This is a genomic window from Corynebacterium sp. HMSC062A03 (assembly GCF_001811145.1).
Lineage (GTDB): Bacteria > Actinomycetota > Actinomycetes > Mycobacteriales > Mycobacteriaceae > Corynebacterium > Corynebacterium aurimucosum.
Window position 1 is genome coordinate 40,531 of record NZ_KV803647.1, and the last position, 15,830, is coordinate 56,360.

Annotated in this window: 14 protein-coding genes; all 14 read left to right on the forward strand. The window is 62.2% G+C overall.

Translation table 11 applies throughout. The annotated features are described in order from the left end of the window. Nucleotides 1-2 precede the first annotated feature (2 nt). The 14 genes from HMPREF2781_RS01185 to HMPREF2781_RS01250 all read left to right on the forward strand — a co-directional run bounded on the left by HMPREF2781_RS01185 (nt 3) and on the right by HMPREF2781_RS01250 (nt 15,755). Entirely contained in the window at nt 3-1,556 is a 1,554-nt protein-coding gene (locus tag HMPREF2781_RS01185; protein WP_070445276.1) for a UDP-N-acetylmuramoyl-L-alanyl-D-glutamate--2,6-diaminopimelate ligase, read from the forward strand. Continuing rightward, nucleotides 1,553-3,088, forward strand: a complete 1,536-nt coding sequence (gene murF, locus HMPREF2781_RS01190) for a UDP-N-acetylmuramoyl-tripeptide--D-alanyl-D-alanine ligase (protein ID WP_070643693.1) — start codon at nt 1,553-1,555, stop codon at nt 3,086-3,088. The genes HMPREF2781_RS01185 and murF overlap by 4 nt, the downstream gene beginning before the upstream one ends. A gap of 23 nt (nt 3,089-3,111) precedes the next feature. Further along, a complete protein-coding gene (gene mraY / locus HMPREF2781_RS01195; RefSeq protein ID WP_070445282.1) occupies nt 3,112-4,224 on the forward strand; it encodes a phospho-N-acetylmuramoyl-pentapeptide-transferase in 1,113 nt (370 codons plus the stop codon). After that, nucleotides 4,221-5,612 (forward strand): UDP-N-acetylmuramoyl-L-alanine--D-glutamate ligase, encoded by a 1,392-nt coding sequence (murD, locus tag HMPREF2781_RS01200; RefSeq protein WP_070643696.1) that lies wholly within the window; start codon nt 4,221-4,223, stop codon nt 5,610-5,612. Before mraY ends, murD begins: the two co-directional genes overlap by 4 nt. Before the next feature lie 14 nt (nt 5,613-5,626). Next, nucleotides 5,627-7,108, forward strand: coding sequence for an FtsW/RodA/SpoVE family cell cycle protein (locus HMPREF2781_RS01205; protein ID WP_070445288.1), 1,482 nt, complete (start codon nt 5,627-5,629; stop codon nt 7,106-7,108). Nucleotides 7,109-7,137: 29 nt separating this feature from the next. Continuing rightward, complete coding sequence (gene murG / locus HMPREF2781_RS01210) at nt 7,138-8,223, forward strand: undecaprenyldiphospho-muramoylpentapeptide beta-N-acetylglucosaminyltransferase (protein ID WP_070445291.1); 1,086 nt, start codon at nt 7,138-7,140, stop codon at nt 8,221-8,223. Between the two features lie 38 nt (nt 8,224-8,261). Beyond that, complete coding sequence (gene murC, locus HMPREF2781_RS01215) at nt 8,262-9,752, forward strand: UDP-N-acetylmuramate--L-alanine ligase (RefSeq protein WP_070445293.1); 1,491 nt, start codon at nt 8,262-8,264, stop codon at nt 9,750-9,752. Next, nucleotides 9,745-10,404, forward strand: a complete 660-nt coding sequence (locus tag HMPREF2781_RS01220; protein ID WP_083276441.1) for a cell division protein FtsQ/DivIB — start codon at nt 9,745-9,747, stop codon at nt 10,402-10,404. The genes murC and HMPREF2781_RS01220 overlap by 8 nt, the downstream gene beginning before the upstream one ends. A gap of 206 nt (nt 10,405-10,610) precedes the next feature. After that, nucleotides 10,611-11,951, forward strand: coding sequence for a cell division protein FtsZ (gene ftsZ, locus HMPREF2781_RS01225; protein ID WP_070643699.1), 1,341 nt, complete (start codon nt 10,611-10,613; stop codon nt 11,949-11,951). A 24-nt stretch (nt 11,952-11,975) separates the two neighbouring features. After that, nucleotides 11,976-12,716 (forward strand): peptidoglycan editing factor PgeF, encoded by a 741-nt coding sequence (gene pgeF, locus HMPREF2781_RS01230; protein WP_070643702.1) that lies wholly within the window; start codon nt 11,976-11,978, stop codon nt 12,714-12,716. Next, nucleotides 12,716-13,426, forward strand: coding sequence for a YggS family pyridoxal phosphate-dependent enzyme (locus HMPREF2781_RS01235; RefSeq protein WP_070643704.1), 711 nt, complete (start codon nt 12,716-12,718; stop codon nt 13,424-13,426). Before pgeF ends, HMPREF2781_RS01235 begins: the two co-directional genes overlap by 1 nt. Nucleotides 13,427-13,493: 67 nt before the next feature. Then, entirely contained in the window at nt 13,494-13,916 is a 423-nt protein-coding gene (locus HMPREF2781_RS01240; protein WP_012715146.1) for a cell division protein SepF, read from the forward strand. 228 nt (nt 13,917-14,144) lie between these two features. Next, nucleotides 14,145-14,456 carry a YggT family protein gene (locus HMPREF2781_RS01245; protein ID WP_070643706.1) on the forward strand — a complete coding sequence of 104 codons (312 nt, stop codon included), beginning with the start codon at nt 14,145-14,147 and terminating at the stop codon, nt 14,454-14,456. Nucleotides 14,457-14,624: 168 nt separating this feature from the next. Beyond that, a complete protein-coding gene (locus tag HMPREF2781_RS01250; RefSeq protein WP_070643709.1) occupies nt 14,625-15,755 on the forward strand; it encodes a DivIVA domain-containing protein in 1,131 nt (376 codons plus the stop codon). The last annotated feature ends 75 nt before the right edge of the window (nt 15,756-15,830 follow it).

Genomic DNA, 15,830 nt, shown 5'->3' on the forward strand with positions numbered 1-15,830 from the left:
CCGTGACCAGCAGCACCACCCTGAAGCGCCTAGCAGAGATTTCTGGGGGCACAGTGATCGGGGATGCCTCGACTACCGTTAGGTCCTGTGGGCTGAACTCGGCAGCACTGCCGCCCGGTGGCCTGTTCGCGGCGCTTCCGGGCACACGGGTTCACGGCGCGCGCTTTGCCGCCGATACTAAGGCCGCAGCCATTCTCACTGACGCCGAAGGCCAGCGTATCCTCGACGACGCCGGAGAGAAGCGGCCGCTTCTTGTGGTGGAGGATATCCGCGCCATCCTCGGAGCCGTGTCCGCTGAGATTTATGGTCACCCCACGCAGAAACTCACCATCCTTGGAGTGACGGGCACCTCGGGTAAAACCACCACGAGTTACCTCCTCGAAGCAGGCCTCTTGCACGCGGGCTATTCAGTGGGTCTCATTGGTACGACGGGTACCCGCATTAACCGGGAGCCGGTCCCGACTTCCTTGACCACTCCGGAGGCGCCGACCTTGCAGGAGCTTTTTGCGCGCATGGTGTCTGAGGGAGTTACGCACGTGGTGATGGAGGTCTCCTCCCACGCGCTATCGCTAGGACGAGTCCAGGGAACGCGCTTCGACGTGGGTGGCTTTACGAACCTGAGCCAGGATCACCTGGACTTCCACCCGACGATGGAAGACTACTTTGAGGCCAAGGCCCTGCTTTTCGACGGCCCCCACGCCGCCGACCGCTCCGTCATCTGCGTCGATGACGAATGGGGACAGCGTATGGCGCAGCGCGCCGCAGCACGCCCGGTGATCCGGGTATCAACGACCTCGCAAGGAAGCGATGCCGATATCACTGGCCGTCAGCTCAGCACTGAGGTCACCGGTGCACAGCAGGTGGAACTAACGCTTGCCTCCGGTGAGCATGCCGGAACGTTTGAATTCCGCCTGCCTATGCCGGGTACCTTCAACATCGCCAATGCGGCTCTCGCCACAGGGATGGCCGCCGCTATTGGAATCGAGCCGCACGTCTTCCTCGAGGGTGTAGAGAAGGTGGCAGTCCCTGGGCGCATGGAGCGTGTTGACCGCGGCCAAGACTTTGTGGCTGTGGTGGATTACGCGCACAAGCCGGCTGCAATCGCGGCCGTTCTGGAGACCCTGCGCACGCAGTTGGAAGGCAGCACGGGCCGCATCGGCATCGTCGTCGGCGCGGGAGGTGACCGCGATTCCTCCAAGCGTCCGCTCATGGGAGCGGCCGCCGCGAAGGGCGCGGACCTTGTCGTCGTCACCGATGACAACCCCCGCACCGAAGACCCAGCATCGATCCGTGCAGCCGTGCTTGCGGGCGCCCAGGAGGCAAACCCAGCGGCTGATATCCGCGAGGTAGGCTCACGCGCCAAGGCCATTGATGAAGTCGTGGCGTGGGCGCAGCCGGGTGATGCCGTCATCGTCGTTGGCAAGGGGCACGAGGTAGGCCAGCTCATTGGCGATACCGTCCATCACTTCGATGACCGCGAAGAGATGGCTCGAGCTCTTGAAGCCGTGACTACTGCGACTACCCTGAGTACCGAAGAATCCAAGGAGCAAGCATGATTGCGTTAAGCCTCGCTGAGACCGCTGAGATCACGGGCGGCCGCCTGGATAGCGTCGATGATCCAAACACCCAGGTGACTGGTTTTGTCGAATTCGATTCTCGCAAGGTCACCCCAGGCAGCCTCTTTGTAGCGCTGCCCGGAGCCCGCGTGGATGGCCATGACTACGCCACCACCGCAATTGATAAAGGCGCCGTTGCCGTTTTGGCGGCGCGGCCGGTGGGTGTTCCGGCGATAGTCGTCGAACCCCACGGGCGCGTCGAGGGTGACGGTGCCAACGCGGATATTTACGCCAACGATACAGATGGGTCTGCGGCCGCCGTTGTCGCAGCGTTGTCTGCGATTGCTCGTGCAGTAACGCAGCGCCTTGCCGCAGAGCAGGAACTCACTATTGTCGGTGTTACCGGTTCGGCCGGCAAGACGTCTACCAAGGACCTCATTGCCACCATCTTCCGCGAGGTGGGGGAGACTGTCGCTCCGCCCGGCTCCTTCAATAATGAAATCGGGTTGCCCTATACGGCTCTGCGGTGCGATGAGCACACGCGCTACCTGGTGGCGGAGATGTCGGCCCGCGGCATCGGGCACATCCGTCACCTCACCGAAATCACCGCGCCGCGCGTTGGCGTGGTCCTGAACGTTGGTAGCGCGCACCTCGGCGAATTTGGCTCGCGCGAGAATATCGCTCAGGCCAAGGGAGAGTTGGTGGAGGCGCTGCCGAACGCGGAGGCAGGCGGCGTAGCCGTCCTTAACGCCGATGATCCTTTCGTCGCTGCCATGGCTCCACGCACGGAGGCCAAAGTGGTGTACTACTCCACGGAAAATCGTCGCGGAGGTGCCCCGGCAGCACAGTACTATGCCACCGACATCGTGCTCGATGACGTTGCTCGTCCCTCCTTTACCCTGCACAGCTCGGATGCCGAACCCGTTGCTGTGAAGCTCCAAGTCTTTGGCTCCCATCAGGTGTCTAATGCACTGGCCGCGGCCGCCGCAGCCATCGAGCTGGGGGTGTCGGCAGACACGGTGGCGGCTGCCCTGTCCGGCCACCGCCTCGCTTCCGAACACCGCATGGACGTGCGCACCCGCCGCGATGGCGTCACCGTCATCGATGACTCCTATAATGCCAACCCCGATTCGATGCGAGCGGCCATTGCCGCTTTGGCTTATACCGCAGCAGCGCGCCCCGACGCCCGTTCCATCGCGGTGCTGGGGGAGATGGGAGAACTCGGCAGCGATGCAGAGCAATCGCACCGCCAGCTCGGTGAGTTTTTGGCCAAGTACCACGTCGAGCACCTCATCGCGGTAGGGGAGAATCCCAACTGCCGGGCGATGGCCGAGGCCGCTGCGCAGCAAGGTATAAATACAGTGGTGTGCGCCGATGCCGCGGCCGCCGCACAGGCGGTGGACGGCATACTGCGCGTGGCCCCAGCAGGGGTCGATGATTGGGCTAGCCGTAACGTTAAAGATGTGGTCTTGATTAAGGCCTCCAATGCCCAACGTCTCTGGTTGGTCGCGGAACAGCTGAACCACAGCTAGCCGCTAGAAAGGACTTCAAGCTCGTGACTCAGATCATCATCGCTGGTGCGGTTAGCTTCCTCGTGGCGATCTTTACCACCCCGGTTCTTATCCGCTACTTCTCCGATACCGGCCGCGGACAAGAGATCCGCGAGGATGGCCCCAAGTCTCACTTGCGCAAGCGCGGTACGCCGACGATGGGTGGCCTTGCCATCCTCGCGGGCATCTTGGTGGCCTATGTTGTGGCTGGCCTCTATGGCCTGCTAACAGGGCATGAGGCCTTTACCGCCTCCGGCTTGCTGGTCCTCGGACTGACCTTAGGCTTGGGCGCGGTGGGCTTCGCGGATGACTTCATCAAACTCTTCCGCCACCGCAACCTCGGGCTCAATAAGACCGCCAAGCTAGTCAGCCAGCTCGTGCTGGCGCTGCTCTTCGGCTTCTTGGTTCTGCGTTTCCCCAACGATGCGGGGCTGACCCCAGGCTCCACCAAGCTATCCTTCATCCGCGACTTGAATACTTTCGACCTAGCTGTCGGCGGCACGGTCATCGGAACCATCGTGTTCTTGATCTTCATGTACATCCTTATTGCGGCGTGGTCGAACGCGGTGAACCTCACCGACGGCCTCGACGGCCTCGCGGCGGGCGTTACCGCGATTGTCATGGGCTCTTATTCGCTGATGACCTTCTGGCAGTTCCGCTATTCCTGCGCCACTAACTTTGCTGCCGGGTGCTACCAGGTGCGCGATCCGCTCGACCTCGCCGTGCTTGCGGCCGCAGGACTGGGCGGCTGCCTGGGCTTCCTCTGGTGGAATGCCGCGCCCGCCAAAATCTTCATGGGTGACACCGGGTCCTTGGCACTTGGTGGTTTGGTCGCGGGTATTTCCGTTACCAGCCGTACCGAGCTACTCATGATCATCATCGGTGCCCTGTTCGTCATCGAAACGGTCTCCGTTGTTATCCAAATCGTGGTCTTCCATTCCACAGGAAAGCGCTTCTTCCGTATGGCGCCGATCCACCACCACTTTGAGAACGGTGGTTGGGCGGAAACGGCCGTCGTTGTCCGCTTCTGGCTTCTGGCTGCCATGGCGGCGATGGCCGGCGTGGCAATCTTCTACGGTGATTGGCTCACCGCCTCCGGCATAGGAGTAGGGGCATGACGCGCCCAGACTTCCTCTCCGGCCGCGTCCTCATCGCCGGCGCTGGCGTCTCTGGCCGCGGGTGCGCGGCAGTCCTTTCCCGCTTGGGCGTGGACTTAACGGTGGCCGATGGCAACGCGGACTCCCGCAGCCGTATCGCTGCAGAGTTGGGCGTTGCCACCGTGGACACTTCCGCGGTGGACCTGGCTGAGTACTCGCTCGTCGTCACCTCGCCGGGGTGGCGGCCAGATTCACCGCTGCTCGCCGCTGCAGCCTCCCGCGGCCTTGAGGTGATCGGCGATGTGGAGTTGGCCTACCGCCTCGACCAAGCAGAAGTTTTTGGTGCCCCGCGCCGTTGGCTCGCGATCACCGGCACCAACGGCAAAACCACGACCACCGGCATGCTCGCTGCCATCATGGCTGCTGACGAGCAACGCTCCGGACAGCGCGCCCAAGCCGTAGGCAATATCGGCGTGTCATCTTTTGATGCCTTGGCCGCTGAGCCCCGTGTGGACATCCTCGTAGCGGAGCTTTCATCCTTCCAATTGCACTGGTCCTCCCAGCTACGCCCAGAAGTCGGAGCTCTGCTTAACCTCGCGGACGACCACCTGGATTGGCATGGCTCCTTCGAGGCCTATGCCGCAGACAAGGCCAAGATTCTGCGCGGAGAGCATGCCGTCTACGGCAAGGAAGATGAGCACGTTCGAGCGCTCGCTGCTTCTCTTCCCGGCGCAACCGCTTTCAGCCATGCCGAGCCCGCTGCAGGTGAAGTAGGCGTGAGCACCGGCAGCCTCCTCGTCAACGAGGTGGCAGGGATGAAGTCCGTCGTGGTAGACGATGCCACCACCATCCAACCCGCCGGTCTGGCCGGAGTGCTGGATGCCGCTGCCGCGTCGGCGGTCGCGGCTGTCGCCGGTGCTCAGCCGGAATCCATTGCCGAAGGACTTGGCTCCTACGTGGTGGCTGGCCACCGCGGGGAGATTGTTCACCGCCATGCTGGCGTGAGCTACATCGACAATTCCAAGGCGACGAACCCACATGCCGCGGAGGTCGCTATGCGCGGCTTGGACTCCGTGGTGTGGGTGGCCGGCGGCCAGCTAAAAGGCGCTGATGTCTCGGAACTGTTGCGCACCCATGCCGCGCGGCTGAAGGCGGCGGTTCTGGTGGGCGTCGACAAGCATGAGCTTGCCCAAGCCCTCGTGAAGGCAGCGCCACATGTGCCCGTCGTCATCGTGGATAGTCACGATCCGGAAGCCGCAATGGAACAGGCAGTGTCCGCCGCCGTGCAACACGCCGACGCCGGCGATACCGTGCTTTTAGCACCCGCTGCGGCATCGTTGGACATGTACACCGGTATGGGCCAGCGCGGCGATATCTTTGCCGCCGCTGCCCGCCGCCTCGCCCGCTAGCGCTAGGAGCACCCGTGACCGCCACCAGCACCCAGAAGCCACAACGCACGCTGGGATACCACCTGCGTGACCTCCGCGAGCGCCTCCGCGCCTACCCCGGGCTTGACTATTTAATGCTGCGCATCGCCATATTTTCGCTCATCGGCATCGGCGTGCTCATGGCCTTCTCCTCATCGATGGCGACGTCGCTGTCGGAGACCGATAGCCCGTGGTCTGCTGCACTGCGCCAGTGCGTGCTCGTTATCGCCGGCCTCATCGTGTTTTGGATTGGCCTGCGCATGTCGCCCCGCACGCTCCGGGCACTCGTGCCGTGGTTTCTGGGGCTATCCATCCTGCTTCTTATCCTCGTCCTCGTGCCCGGCATTGGTACCGGTCGTGTGGAGGTCGGTTCACAGTCCTGGATCATGCTGCCTGGTGGCGTGGCTTTCCAGCCCTCCGAGTTCGCCCGTGTGGCCGTGGGCATGTACGGCGCTTCAGCGCTGGCGGATAAGACGCACCGTTCGATGCGCCTGACGGACCCTTTCATGATGTACTCCATCATCGCCGGCATCATGTTCGTGCTGATTGTGGCCCAAGGCGATCTCGGCATGGGTGTCTCTTTCGCCCTCATCGTGGTGTTCACTCTGGTCTTCGCCGGTGTGGACTGGCGTGTTCCGACCGTCGTCGGTGTCTTCGGCGCCATCGGCATGGTCACCGTCTTCTTGGCCGGCGGCTTCCGTTCGCACCGCTTCCACACTTATTTCGATGCGCTGCGCGGCAATATCGAGGACACACAAGGAACCGGTTTCCAGGCTTACCAGGGCTTCCTTTCGCTTGCCGACGGCGGCTTCTGGGGCGTTGGCCTCGGCCAGTCACGCGCCAAGTGGTTCTACCTCCCAGAGGCGAAGAATGACTTCGTCTTCGCCATCATTGGGGAGGAATTGGGCCTATGGGGCGGTGCCTTGGTCATCGGGCTGTTCGCCGTACTGGGCTACTTCGGGCTGCGGGCGGCAACACGCGCCCAGGACCAATTCCAGTCCCTGCTGGCCGCCACGTTGGCGGTGGGTGTTGTCGTGCAGGCATTCATTAACATTGGCTACGTGATCGGCGTGCTGCCGGTGACGGGTATTCAGCTGCCGATGATTTCTGCGGGTGGTACGGCCGCGGTGATCACGATTGGCTCGATGGGCCTGCTGTGCAATGTGGCGCGCCACGAGCCGCTGCAGGTTTCCGCCATGCAGAACTTTGGGCGCCCGCTATTCGACCGTATCTTCTTTATCCCCGAACCTACGCCGCCCAATGAGCGTCGCGGCGGGGCACACCGGGCCCCGCGTGAACGAGGGGAGGGCACGCGCTCCCAGCGCGCGCACCGCGACCGCTCCCAGCGCCATGTTGAGCGCAGCCGCGAGGAAAGATTTGGGCGTGCAGTAACGGGACGCTCGTCGCGCTCGCAGACGCCGCAGGGGGAACAGCGGCGGGAGTATCGCCGGGAGTATCGGCGCGGCGAGCGACGGTAAGAAAGCGCGGCGCTGGTAGCGTGTAGTGCATGAATGACACGCCGATTTCCGTCGTCATCGCAGGTGGCGGCACCGCCGGACACATCGAACCAGCGCTCGCGGTGGGGGAGGAGCTGCGCCAGCGCCATGGCGCGCGGGTGACCGCTCTAGGAACCCCACGAGGTTTGGAAAGTGATATCGTGCCGGCGCGTGGCGTCGATTTGCGCATGATTACGCCGGTCCCAGTCCCACGCAAGATCAACGCCGATGCCGCGAAGCTGCCGTGGCGGGTCCTCAAGTCTGTCCGGGAAACCCGCGCGGTTCTGAAGGACGTCGGGGCCAATGTGGTTTTTGGTACTGGAGGATACGTCGCTGCGCCGGCCTATCTGGCGGCGAAGTCTCTGGGTATCCCGTTCTTCGTGCTCGAGACGAATGCTCTGGCTGGCATGGCCAACAAGCTGGGGGTGCGCCTCGGGGGCACGGGCATCAACGCGCAGGAAGGCTCAGGTATGCCCGGCGAGGTCCTGGGAATTCCCGTGCGGCCGGGAATGGGTGAGGATCCCGACGGCGCAAAGGCGGCGGATGCGCGCCAGAACTGGAACCTCGACGCGTATCGCCCGACAATCGTGGTGACCGGCGGTTCACAGGGAGCAGTGAGCATCAACACTGCCGTGGCCGGCGCGCTCGATGACCTGTGCCGAGACTTCCAAGTGCTGCACGCCTATGGCAAAAAGAACGAGGCACCGGCTGAGCACGAGCACTACACCGCGGTGCCCTATATCGATGACATGGCTGGCGCTTTGGCCGTTGCTGACCTCATGATCTGCCGTTCCGGAGCGATGACGGTGGCAGAGGTCTCCGCGGCCGGTCTGCCCGCACTCTATGTGCCGCTGCCGCACGGCAATGGCGAGCAGGCTCTGAACTCGCGCGCGCTGGTGGAATCCGGCGCCGCGGTCCAAGTTCCGGACGCCGAATTGACCTCGGAGCGCCTCGTTGCCGAAGTTCGCGCTATCCTTGACCACCCCGAAACTTTGACGGCCATGCGTACTGCCGCTGACGCCAGCACAGCCGGCGAGGTTGCAGCTATCATCGCTGACCGCATCGCGCAGCGTGTCGCCGCCGAGAACCGCGGCTAGACGCACAGTACAGGTTAATGAAAGAAGGATTTTTCACCATGACTGATACCCCTGCCACCACGGACCTGTCCCGCGTCCACTTCGTCGGTATCGGCGGCTCCGGCATGTCCGGTCTCGCACGTATTCTGGTTAGTCGGGGCGCGGTCGTCGCCGGCTCGGACGTTAAGAAATCGACGGCTGTCGACGTCCTCCGCACGATGGGTGCGCACATCGCCATCGGCCATGGCGCTGAAAACCTTGACCTGACTGGTGATAAGCCAACCGTGGTCGTGACCTCCTTCGCCGCCATCCCACACGACAATCCCGAGCTCATTGCTGCGCGCGAGGCCGGAATCCCGGTCATCCGTCGATCAGATCTGCTGGCTGAGCTGATGGACGGCCACCGCCAGGTCCTGCTGGCTGGTACTCATGGAAAAACTTCGACTACCTCCATGGCGGTGTCCGCGCTGCAGCAGGCGGGCCTCGACCCCTCCTTCGCCATCGGTGGCCAGCTCAACCGTGCCGGAACCAACGCGCACGGCGGCACGGGTGATGCTTTCATTGCAGAAGCCGATGAATCCGATGCTTCACTACTGCGCTACAGCCCCTACGTGGCGGTGATTACCAATATCGAGCCGGATCACCTGGATTATTTCGGCACCGCGGAAAGCTACTTTCAGGTCTTCGATGATTTTGCAGACCGCGTTGTTGAGGGCGGCTACTTGGTAGTTTGCCTTGAAGACGCTCAGGCGGCCGCTACCGGCGAACGCGCAGCACAGCGTGGTATTCAGGTGCTGGGTTACGGCGCACGCAGTGCGGTAGGCGAAGATTCTTCCGTGCCCCTCGCAGCGGAGATTCTGGAGGAAACCGTCTCCGCCGCCGGCGCGCACGTCCGCGTTCGCTTGGCCCTGCCGGGGCAGGCGCCGCAGGAGTTGTCTTATGACTTGCACGTCCCCGGGCATCACATGGTGCTCAACTCGGCGGCCGCGCTGTTGGCCGGCACGCTGGCCGGCGGAGACCCAGCGGAACTGGCCGCGGGCCTGACCGACTTTACGGGCGTGCGCCGCCGCTTCGAGTACCGCGGCAGCGAGCGCGGAATCCGCGTCTTCGACGATTATGCGCACCACCCTACGGAGGTATCCGCGGTACTTAACGCGGCCCGTGCGAAGGCGGATGCGGAGGATGAGGGGGCGCGTGTTATCGCCTGCTTCCAGCCGCATCTGTACTCCCGGACAATGAAGTTCGACGCAGAGTTTGCTCAGGCCTTGGCGCTTGCCGACGCCGCCGTCGTCCTCGACATCTACGGAGCCCGCGAGCAACCGGTTGAAGGAATTACCTCCCGCATCATCACCGATAAGATGCCGGAGGACATGCCGGTCATCTTCGAACCCGATTTCTCCGAAGCCGCTGGCGATGTCATTTCCCTGGCACAGCCCGGTGATATCGTCCTCACGATTGGTGCGGGCACGGTTACCTACGTAGCCGGTGAGATTTTGTCCGAGCTGGGACGCAACGATGAGGCGGAAGAGCCGAAGGAACCGAATGTCTAAAAAGACTGGGGCGCTCGCGGTGGGCGTGGTGCTACTTGTAGCGGTCATCGCTGCAGCCGCAGTGTGGCTTTTTCCTATCCTCACGGTGAAATCCTTCGAGGTGGTGGGAAACGATCACGTTGCTGCTGAGGATGTGGAGCAAGCTAGTGGTGTCGCCAAGGGCTCGAACCTTGCGCGCTTGGATGCTCGCGAGGCCGCGCAGGGCGTGGCGTCGCTCCCGTGGGTAGAAAGCGCGACGGTATCGCGGGCATTCCCGTCGACGGTGCACATTGAGATCACCGAACATGAGGCAGTGGCCTTTGTTCGCAATGGTGGCACGACGGTGTTGGTAGATAATCACGGTAAGGAATTTGTGGAAGATGAAGCACCACCCGAGGCCGTGGAGCTGACCGGTAGCACAGACTCCGGCTCCCCAGAGATGCAGGCGGCCGTCGAGGCCGTTGCAGCCCTCCCCGCGCCGATTCGGGAGAAGGTGACGACCCTCGAGATCGCAGACAGGTATTCGCTGACTTTCCACACAAAGGATGAGAAAACCATCTTTTGGGGGGCATCCGAAGACAATAAAAACAAGGCGATTGCTTTCGAAGATGTGCTCAAGCTTGAGGGCGAATCCTGGAACATTTCTAACCCGTCGCTGGTGACTCGCCGCTAGGGGCGTCGCGAGTGGGACGGGTGGGGCGCTTGTTAAGAAAACCGCATGTCAGCAACCCTAAAGTAGAGGTTGAGGGTACCGACACGCGGCAAAATGTGCGCCGAAATTACCCCGTTGTCGTTAAAGATGGATGTAACCGCCTCTCACGAAAAGAGGCGCCTCCTCGTTTACATTAAAACCTTATTCGAAAGGCAAGAGACCCTCGTATGATCTCATCTAGCAACAATCTCGCGGACATCAAGGTCGTCGGCGTCGGCGGCGGCGGTGTCAACGCTGTCAACCGCATGATCGAAGAAGGGCTCAAGGGAGTCCAGTTCGTGGCGATCAACACCGATTCCCAGGCGCTGATTTTCTCGGATGCGGATACCAAGCTCGACATCGGACGCGAGGCCACCCGCGGCCTCGGCGCCGGCGCTAACCCGGAGGTAGGAAAGACCTCCGCGGAGGATCACAAGACCGAAATCGAAGACGCCCTCCAGGGCTCCGACATGGTCTTCGTCACCGCTGGCGAGGGCGGCGGAACCGGTACCGGCGCAGCCCCTGTCGTTGCCTCCATCGCAAAGAAGATGGGCGCTCTGACCGTCGGTGTCGTTACCCGCCCGTTCAAGTTCGAGGGCGCGCGCCGCACCCGTCAGGCCATGGCCGGCATCGAAGAGCTGCGCGAGGTCTGCGATACCCTCATCGTTATTCCGAATGATCGTCTCATGCAGCTGGGCGGCGAGGAGCTGTCTATCGTCGAAGCCTTCCGCGCCGCCGACGAAGTCCTGCACAATGGTGTGCAGGGTATTACCAACCTCATCACCATCCCGGGCATGATCAACGTCGACTTTGCGGACGTTCGCTCCGTCATGTCCGACGCCGGTTCCGCCCTCATGGGCATCGGTTTTGCTCGCGGGGATAACCGCGCGCTCAACGCTGCTGAGCAGGCCATTAACTCCCCGCTGCTGGAGTCCACCATGGAGGGCGCCAAGGGCGTTCTGCTGTCTATCGCTGGTGGCTCCGACCTGGGCCTCCACGAAGTCAACGCGGCTGCCTCCATGGTGGAGGAGCGCGCCGACGAGGACGCCAACATCATCTTCGGCACCATCATCGATGACAACCTTGGAGACGAAGTTCGCGTTACCATTATCGCCACCGGCTTCGACGCGCAGGCCAATATGACCTCCCAGCCGGCGCAGTCTGGCCAGGCACAGCAGCAAGGTTCGGAGGCTACCCCGGCCGCACGCCCGGGTTCCCTCTTCGAGAACCGTGCTGAAGCACAGCCTGAGAGCCCCGCCGCGCCGCGCACCGAGGCCCCGCGCGAAGAGTACACCCGTGCCGAGCCGCAGCGAGCTGAGTCCCAGCGCATCGGCCGCGAGGAGTACACCCCGCGCCACTCCTACGAGCGCGAGCAGCCGGCTGAGCCAGCCCCGTCGAGCGGACTGTTTACCACCTCGGATCGCTTCCGTGGCGAAGAGTACCGCCTCTCGCGCCCCGCTGAGCGCAACAGCCGTGACTTCGATGACGATGGCGACGACGATCTCGACGTGCCGTCCTTCATGCGCTAGTCCCAGCCAGCTACTCTGGAGTGCATGCCAGTAAACGAGGAAGCACACGCAGCACGACGCCCCGTCCGCATGGTGTTTACAACCCGTGCCGGCGGGGCGTCGTCGTCCCCCTATGACTCTTTCAACTTAGGCGATCACGTCGGCGATGACCCCGCCGCTGTGGCCGCCAATCGCGAGAGACTTCTCCGAGCAACGGGATTAGAGGACATCGTGTGGATGGAGCAGCTGCACACCAATACCGTGACGGTCGTGGGCGCCGAACACCGCGGCGCGAAGGAGCCCGTGCCGGCCACCGATGCGGTGGTGACCACCGAAAAACGCCTGGGGTTGGGCGTGCTCGTGGCTGATTGCACGCCGGTGCTGCTTGTCGACGTCTCCGCGGGCGTCATCGGTGCCGCCCACGCCGGGCGTCTGGGCGCGCGCAATGGAATCGTTCGGAACACGGTCAACGCGATGATTGAGCTGGGGGCTACCCCTTCGTCGATCCAGGTGCTTATGGGGCCGGCCGCTTCTGGGCGTAACTATGCGGTTCCGGAGCAGATGGCGGAGGACGTCGAGAAGCACCTGCCCGGCTCCAAGACCCGCACGGCGTCGGGTACCTGGGGCGTCGACGTGCGCGCCGGTGTGATTCGCCAGCTGATGGGCATGGGAGTCACGGCCATTGAGTCGGACCCACGCTGCACGATTGAGGACACAGATTTCTTTTCATATCGCCGCGAGGGCGTTACTGGACGCCAAGCCGGCGTGATTTGGTTGGAGGATTAATGACTAATAACAACACCGCGCGCCGCGAAGAATTGCGGGCCGGCCTGGCGCGCACCCGTTCGGATATTCACCGCTTTGCTGAGGCCGCTGGCCGCCCCGCCCCGCAGCTGCTGCCTGTGACGAAGTTTCACCCGGCCGAAGACATCGCGCTGCTAGCGGAGCTAGGGGTAACGGATGTGGCAGAAAATCGCGAGCAGGAGGCCCGCGCCAAGGCGGAGGTCTTGCCCGAGATGCGGTTCCACATGATCGGCCAAGTACAGACCAAGAAAGCGAACCACGTGGCCCGGTGGGCGCATAGTGTTCACTCGCTTGACTCAGAAAAACTCGCCAGAGCACTCGACCGCGGCGTGGCTCTTGCCCAGGAGCGCGGCCAGCGTGAGGACACGCTTCCGGTCTATATTCAGGTCTCCGCCGACGGTGATACCGCGCGTGGTGGCTGCCCGCTAGAGGGGGTATCCGCTCTGGTGGATCTGGTCGAAGATCTGGAGAACCTGCAGCTGTGTGGCTTCATGGTGGTTCCACCGCTGGAGAGCGATCCGGCGGAGGTTTTCACCCAGGTGAGGGCGCTGACGGATGAGGTGGCGGCCAAGCTTGGGCGAGACCTGAAAATGTCCGCCGGAATGAGCGCTGACATGGAGCCGGCGATTGCATCTGGAACAGATGTCGTGCGTGTCGGAACCGGAATTATGGGAGAGCGCCCGCTAGGTTAATTGTCATTGTAAAAGTGCATTACAAGACAGCAAATGAACAGCACACTAGGTCAGAGGGAGACCCAGAATGTCACTGATTGATAGGACTAAAGAGTTCTTCGGGCTAGGCCCGATGGACATGGACGCCGACGATGCTTACTACGCAGACGAGCGCGCTTATAGCGCTCCGGCGTATGCACCTTCCTACGAAAAGCAGGAAGAGGAATTTGTCCCGACTATCGTGGCGCTGTCGCTCGTTTCCTTCGACGATGCAGCGAAGGTTGGCGGCCCCTTCCGTGACGGTGACGCAGTGGTCTTCGAGCTCACTGACGCTGATCGCGGCTCCGCAAAGCGCTTCGTTGACTTCGCTGCTGGCCTCTGCTTTGCACTGGAAGGCCGCATGAAGAACCTGACGAAGGGCGTGGACACCAGCCGTAAGGTTTTCGCTATCGTGCCGAAGGGCGCCGATATCTCTACTGTTGAGCTCGAGCGTGCAGCGCACCTGCGCTAAAGACTTCGCGCTTTAACCGCTTCAGCGCCTTTTCTCCCCTGTGTTGGCTAAGGGGGAGGGGGGCGATGGGGCGGTTTGTTGGTTTTCTCGCTATTTCCCTAGCGGTCTAAGCGGAGCGGTATTCTCGGCGGCGGTGCGGCTGCCGCGGTGCCATCTCTGTTCGCCGAGGGCGAACCCTCGGGCAGGGGAGTACCGTCCGCGGGGGTGGTTCGGATAGGCTCGGGCACTGTGAATGCTTTAGGTTCAATTCTGCTCGTCGCCGTGAGTCTTTACTCGTGGATTTTGTTGGCGCGCATCGTCATCGAGATGATTCAGTCTTTCTCGCGCCAATTCAATCCGCCCCGCTGGTTCATGATGGTTGCCGAGGTGCTCTTCGTCGTCACTGACCCGCCAGTTAAGGCGCTGCGTAAGGTTATTCCGCCGCTGCAGCTAGGAGGCATTGCGCTCGACGTTTCCATCATCGTTTTGTTCCTGCTTTTGTCCATCCTTTCGCAACTTATTGGCTGGCTATTTTTCAGCCCCAATGGGCTTGCAATGTAATAAACGGGTGTATTAAACCCTCCTGTTAACGTTGAGACTCGTGCCAGCGTTAGATAATGTGTTGATTCGGATACAATGAGTTACCACAATCCGTATTATTAACCGCATATGTACCCGGCCTCTGGACCCTCTAGAGGTTTGACCGATTCGTAAGGGGAAGAGAAGTCAATGCCACTGTCACCAGCTGATGTACACAACGTCGCTTTCAGCAAGCCGCCAATTGGCAAGCGTGGCTACAACGAGGATGAGGTCGATCAGTTCCTCGACCTCGTTGAGGATGCTCTTGCTCAGCTGCAGGATGAGAACGATGATCTCCACGCCCAGATTGAGGAACTGAAGTCTCAGGCTCCGGCTCCCGCTGCTGGCGGCGCTTCTGCCGCAAAGGTCGATGAGGCCGCCGTACGTAAGGAAGTCGAGTCCAAGCTGCGCGCCGAGTACGAAGCAAAGCTGGCTGACTCCAAGAACGAGATTGCCAAGGCCAAGGAAGAGACCAAGCGTGCGCAGGAGCAGGCGAAGGCCGCTCAGGCACAGTCCGCCCAGGCACCGGCTGCTCAGGCACAGGACAACTCCGCGGAGCTTAAGACTGCTCGCGAAGAAGCTGCTGCCGCCAAGCGCAAGCTCGAGGCCTCCAAGAAGGAGCTGGAGCGTACCAAGAAGGAGCTGGAGTCCGCAAAGAAGAACTCGGCTGCTTCCACCACTGCCTCCTCCGCCGCTGCTGTGGCTGGTGCAGGTGCTGCTCAGTCCACCGAACAGGGCCTCGCCACGCCGGATACCCACATGCAGGCCGCCCGCGTGCTGGGTCTGGCTCAGGAGATGGCGGACCGTCTTACCAGCGAGGCTAAGGCTGATTCCGAGTCCATGCTCGCTGAGGCTCGTACGGCTGCAGAGAAGCAGCTTGCCGACGCTGACTCGCACTCCAAGGCCCAGCTTGCTGACGCCCAGAAGCGCTACGATGCACAGCTGCAGGAAGCCGATACCCGCTCCAAGAAGCTGGTGGCGGATGCCGAGAACAAGGCAAAGCAGACTGAGTCTGACGCAACGTCCCGCGCCGAGGCACAGATTCGCCAGGCTGAGGAGAAGGCAGCTGCCCTGCAGGCGGATGCCGAGAAGAAGCACACCGAGGTCATGAACACGGTCAAGCAGCAGCAGACCGCTCTGGAGGCTCGCATTTCCGAGCTGCGTACCTTCGAGCGCGAGTACCGTACCCGCCTCAAGACCCTGCTGCAGTCTCAGCTTGAGGAGCTGGAGTCCCGCGGCACCGCTGCTCCCAACGGTGAAACCGGCAAGTCCAACAATTAATCAGTGAATGAACGGCGTCCCTGCGGGGGCGCCGTTATTCTTTTATGTAGGTATACGTTCGTAGGTATACATTCT

What these genes read in the sequence shown, in the direction of transcription:
- murF (WP_070643693.1), top strand. Translation starts at nt 1,553, where the DNA reads ATGATTGCGTTAAGCCTCGCTGAGACCGCTGAGATCACGGGCGGCCGC.
- murD (WP_070643696.1), top strand. Translation starts at nt 4,221, where the DNA reads ATGACGCGCCCAGACTTCCTCTCCGGCCGCGTCCTCATCGCCGGCGCT.
- murG (WP_070445291.1), top strand. Translation starts at nt 7,138, where the DNA reads ATGAATGACACGCCGATTTCCGTCGTCATCGCAGGTGGCGGCACCGCC.
- murC (WP_070445293.1), top strand. Translation starts at nt 8,262, where the DNA reads ATGACTGATACCCCTGCCACCACGGACCTGTCCCGCGTCCACTTCGTC.
- HMPREF2781_RS01220 (WP_083276441.1), top strand. Translation starts at nt 9,745, where the DNA reads ATGTCTAAAAAGACTGGGGCGCTCGCGGTGGGCGTGGTGCTACTTGTA.
- ftsZ (WP_070643699.1), top strand. Translation starts at nt 10,611, where the DNA reads ATGATCTCATCTAGCAACAATCTCGCGGACATCAAGGTCGTCGGCGTC.
- pgeF (WP_070643702.1), top strand. Translation starts at nt 11,976, where the DNA reads ATGCCAGTAAACGAGGAAGCACACGCAGCACGACGCCCCGTCCGCATG.
- HMPREF2781_RS01235 (WP_070643704.1), top strand. Translation starts at nt 12,716, where the DNA reads ATGACTAATAACAACACCGCGCGCCGCGAAGAATTGCGGGCCGGCCTG.
- HMPREF2781_RS01240 (WP_012715146.1), top strand. Translation starts at nt 13,494, where the DNA reads ATGTCACTGATTGATAGGACTAAAGAGTTCTTCGGGCTAGGCCCGATG.
- HMPREF2781_RS01250 (WP_070643709.1), top strand. Translation starts at nt 14,625, where the DNA reads ATGCCACTGTCACCAGCTGATGTACACAACGTCGCTTTCAGCAAGCCG.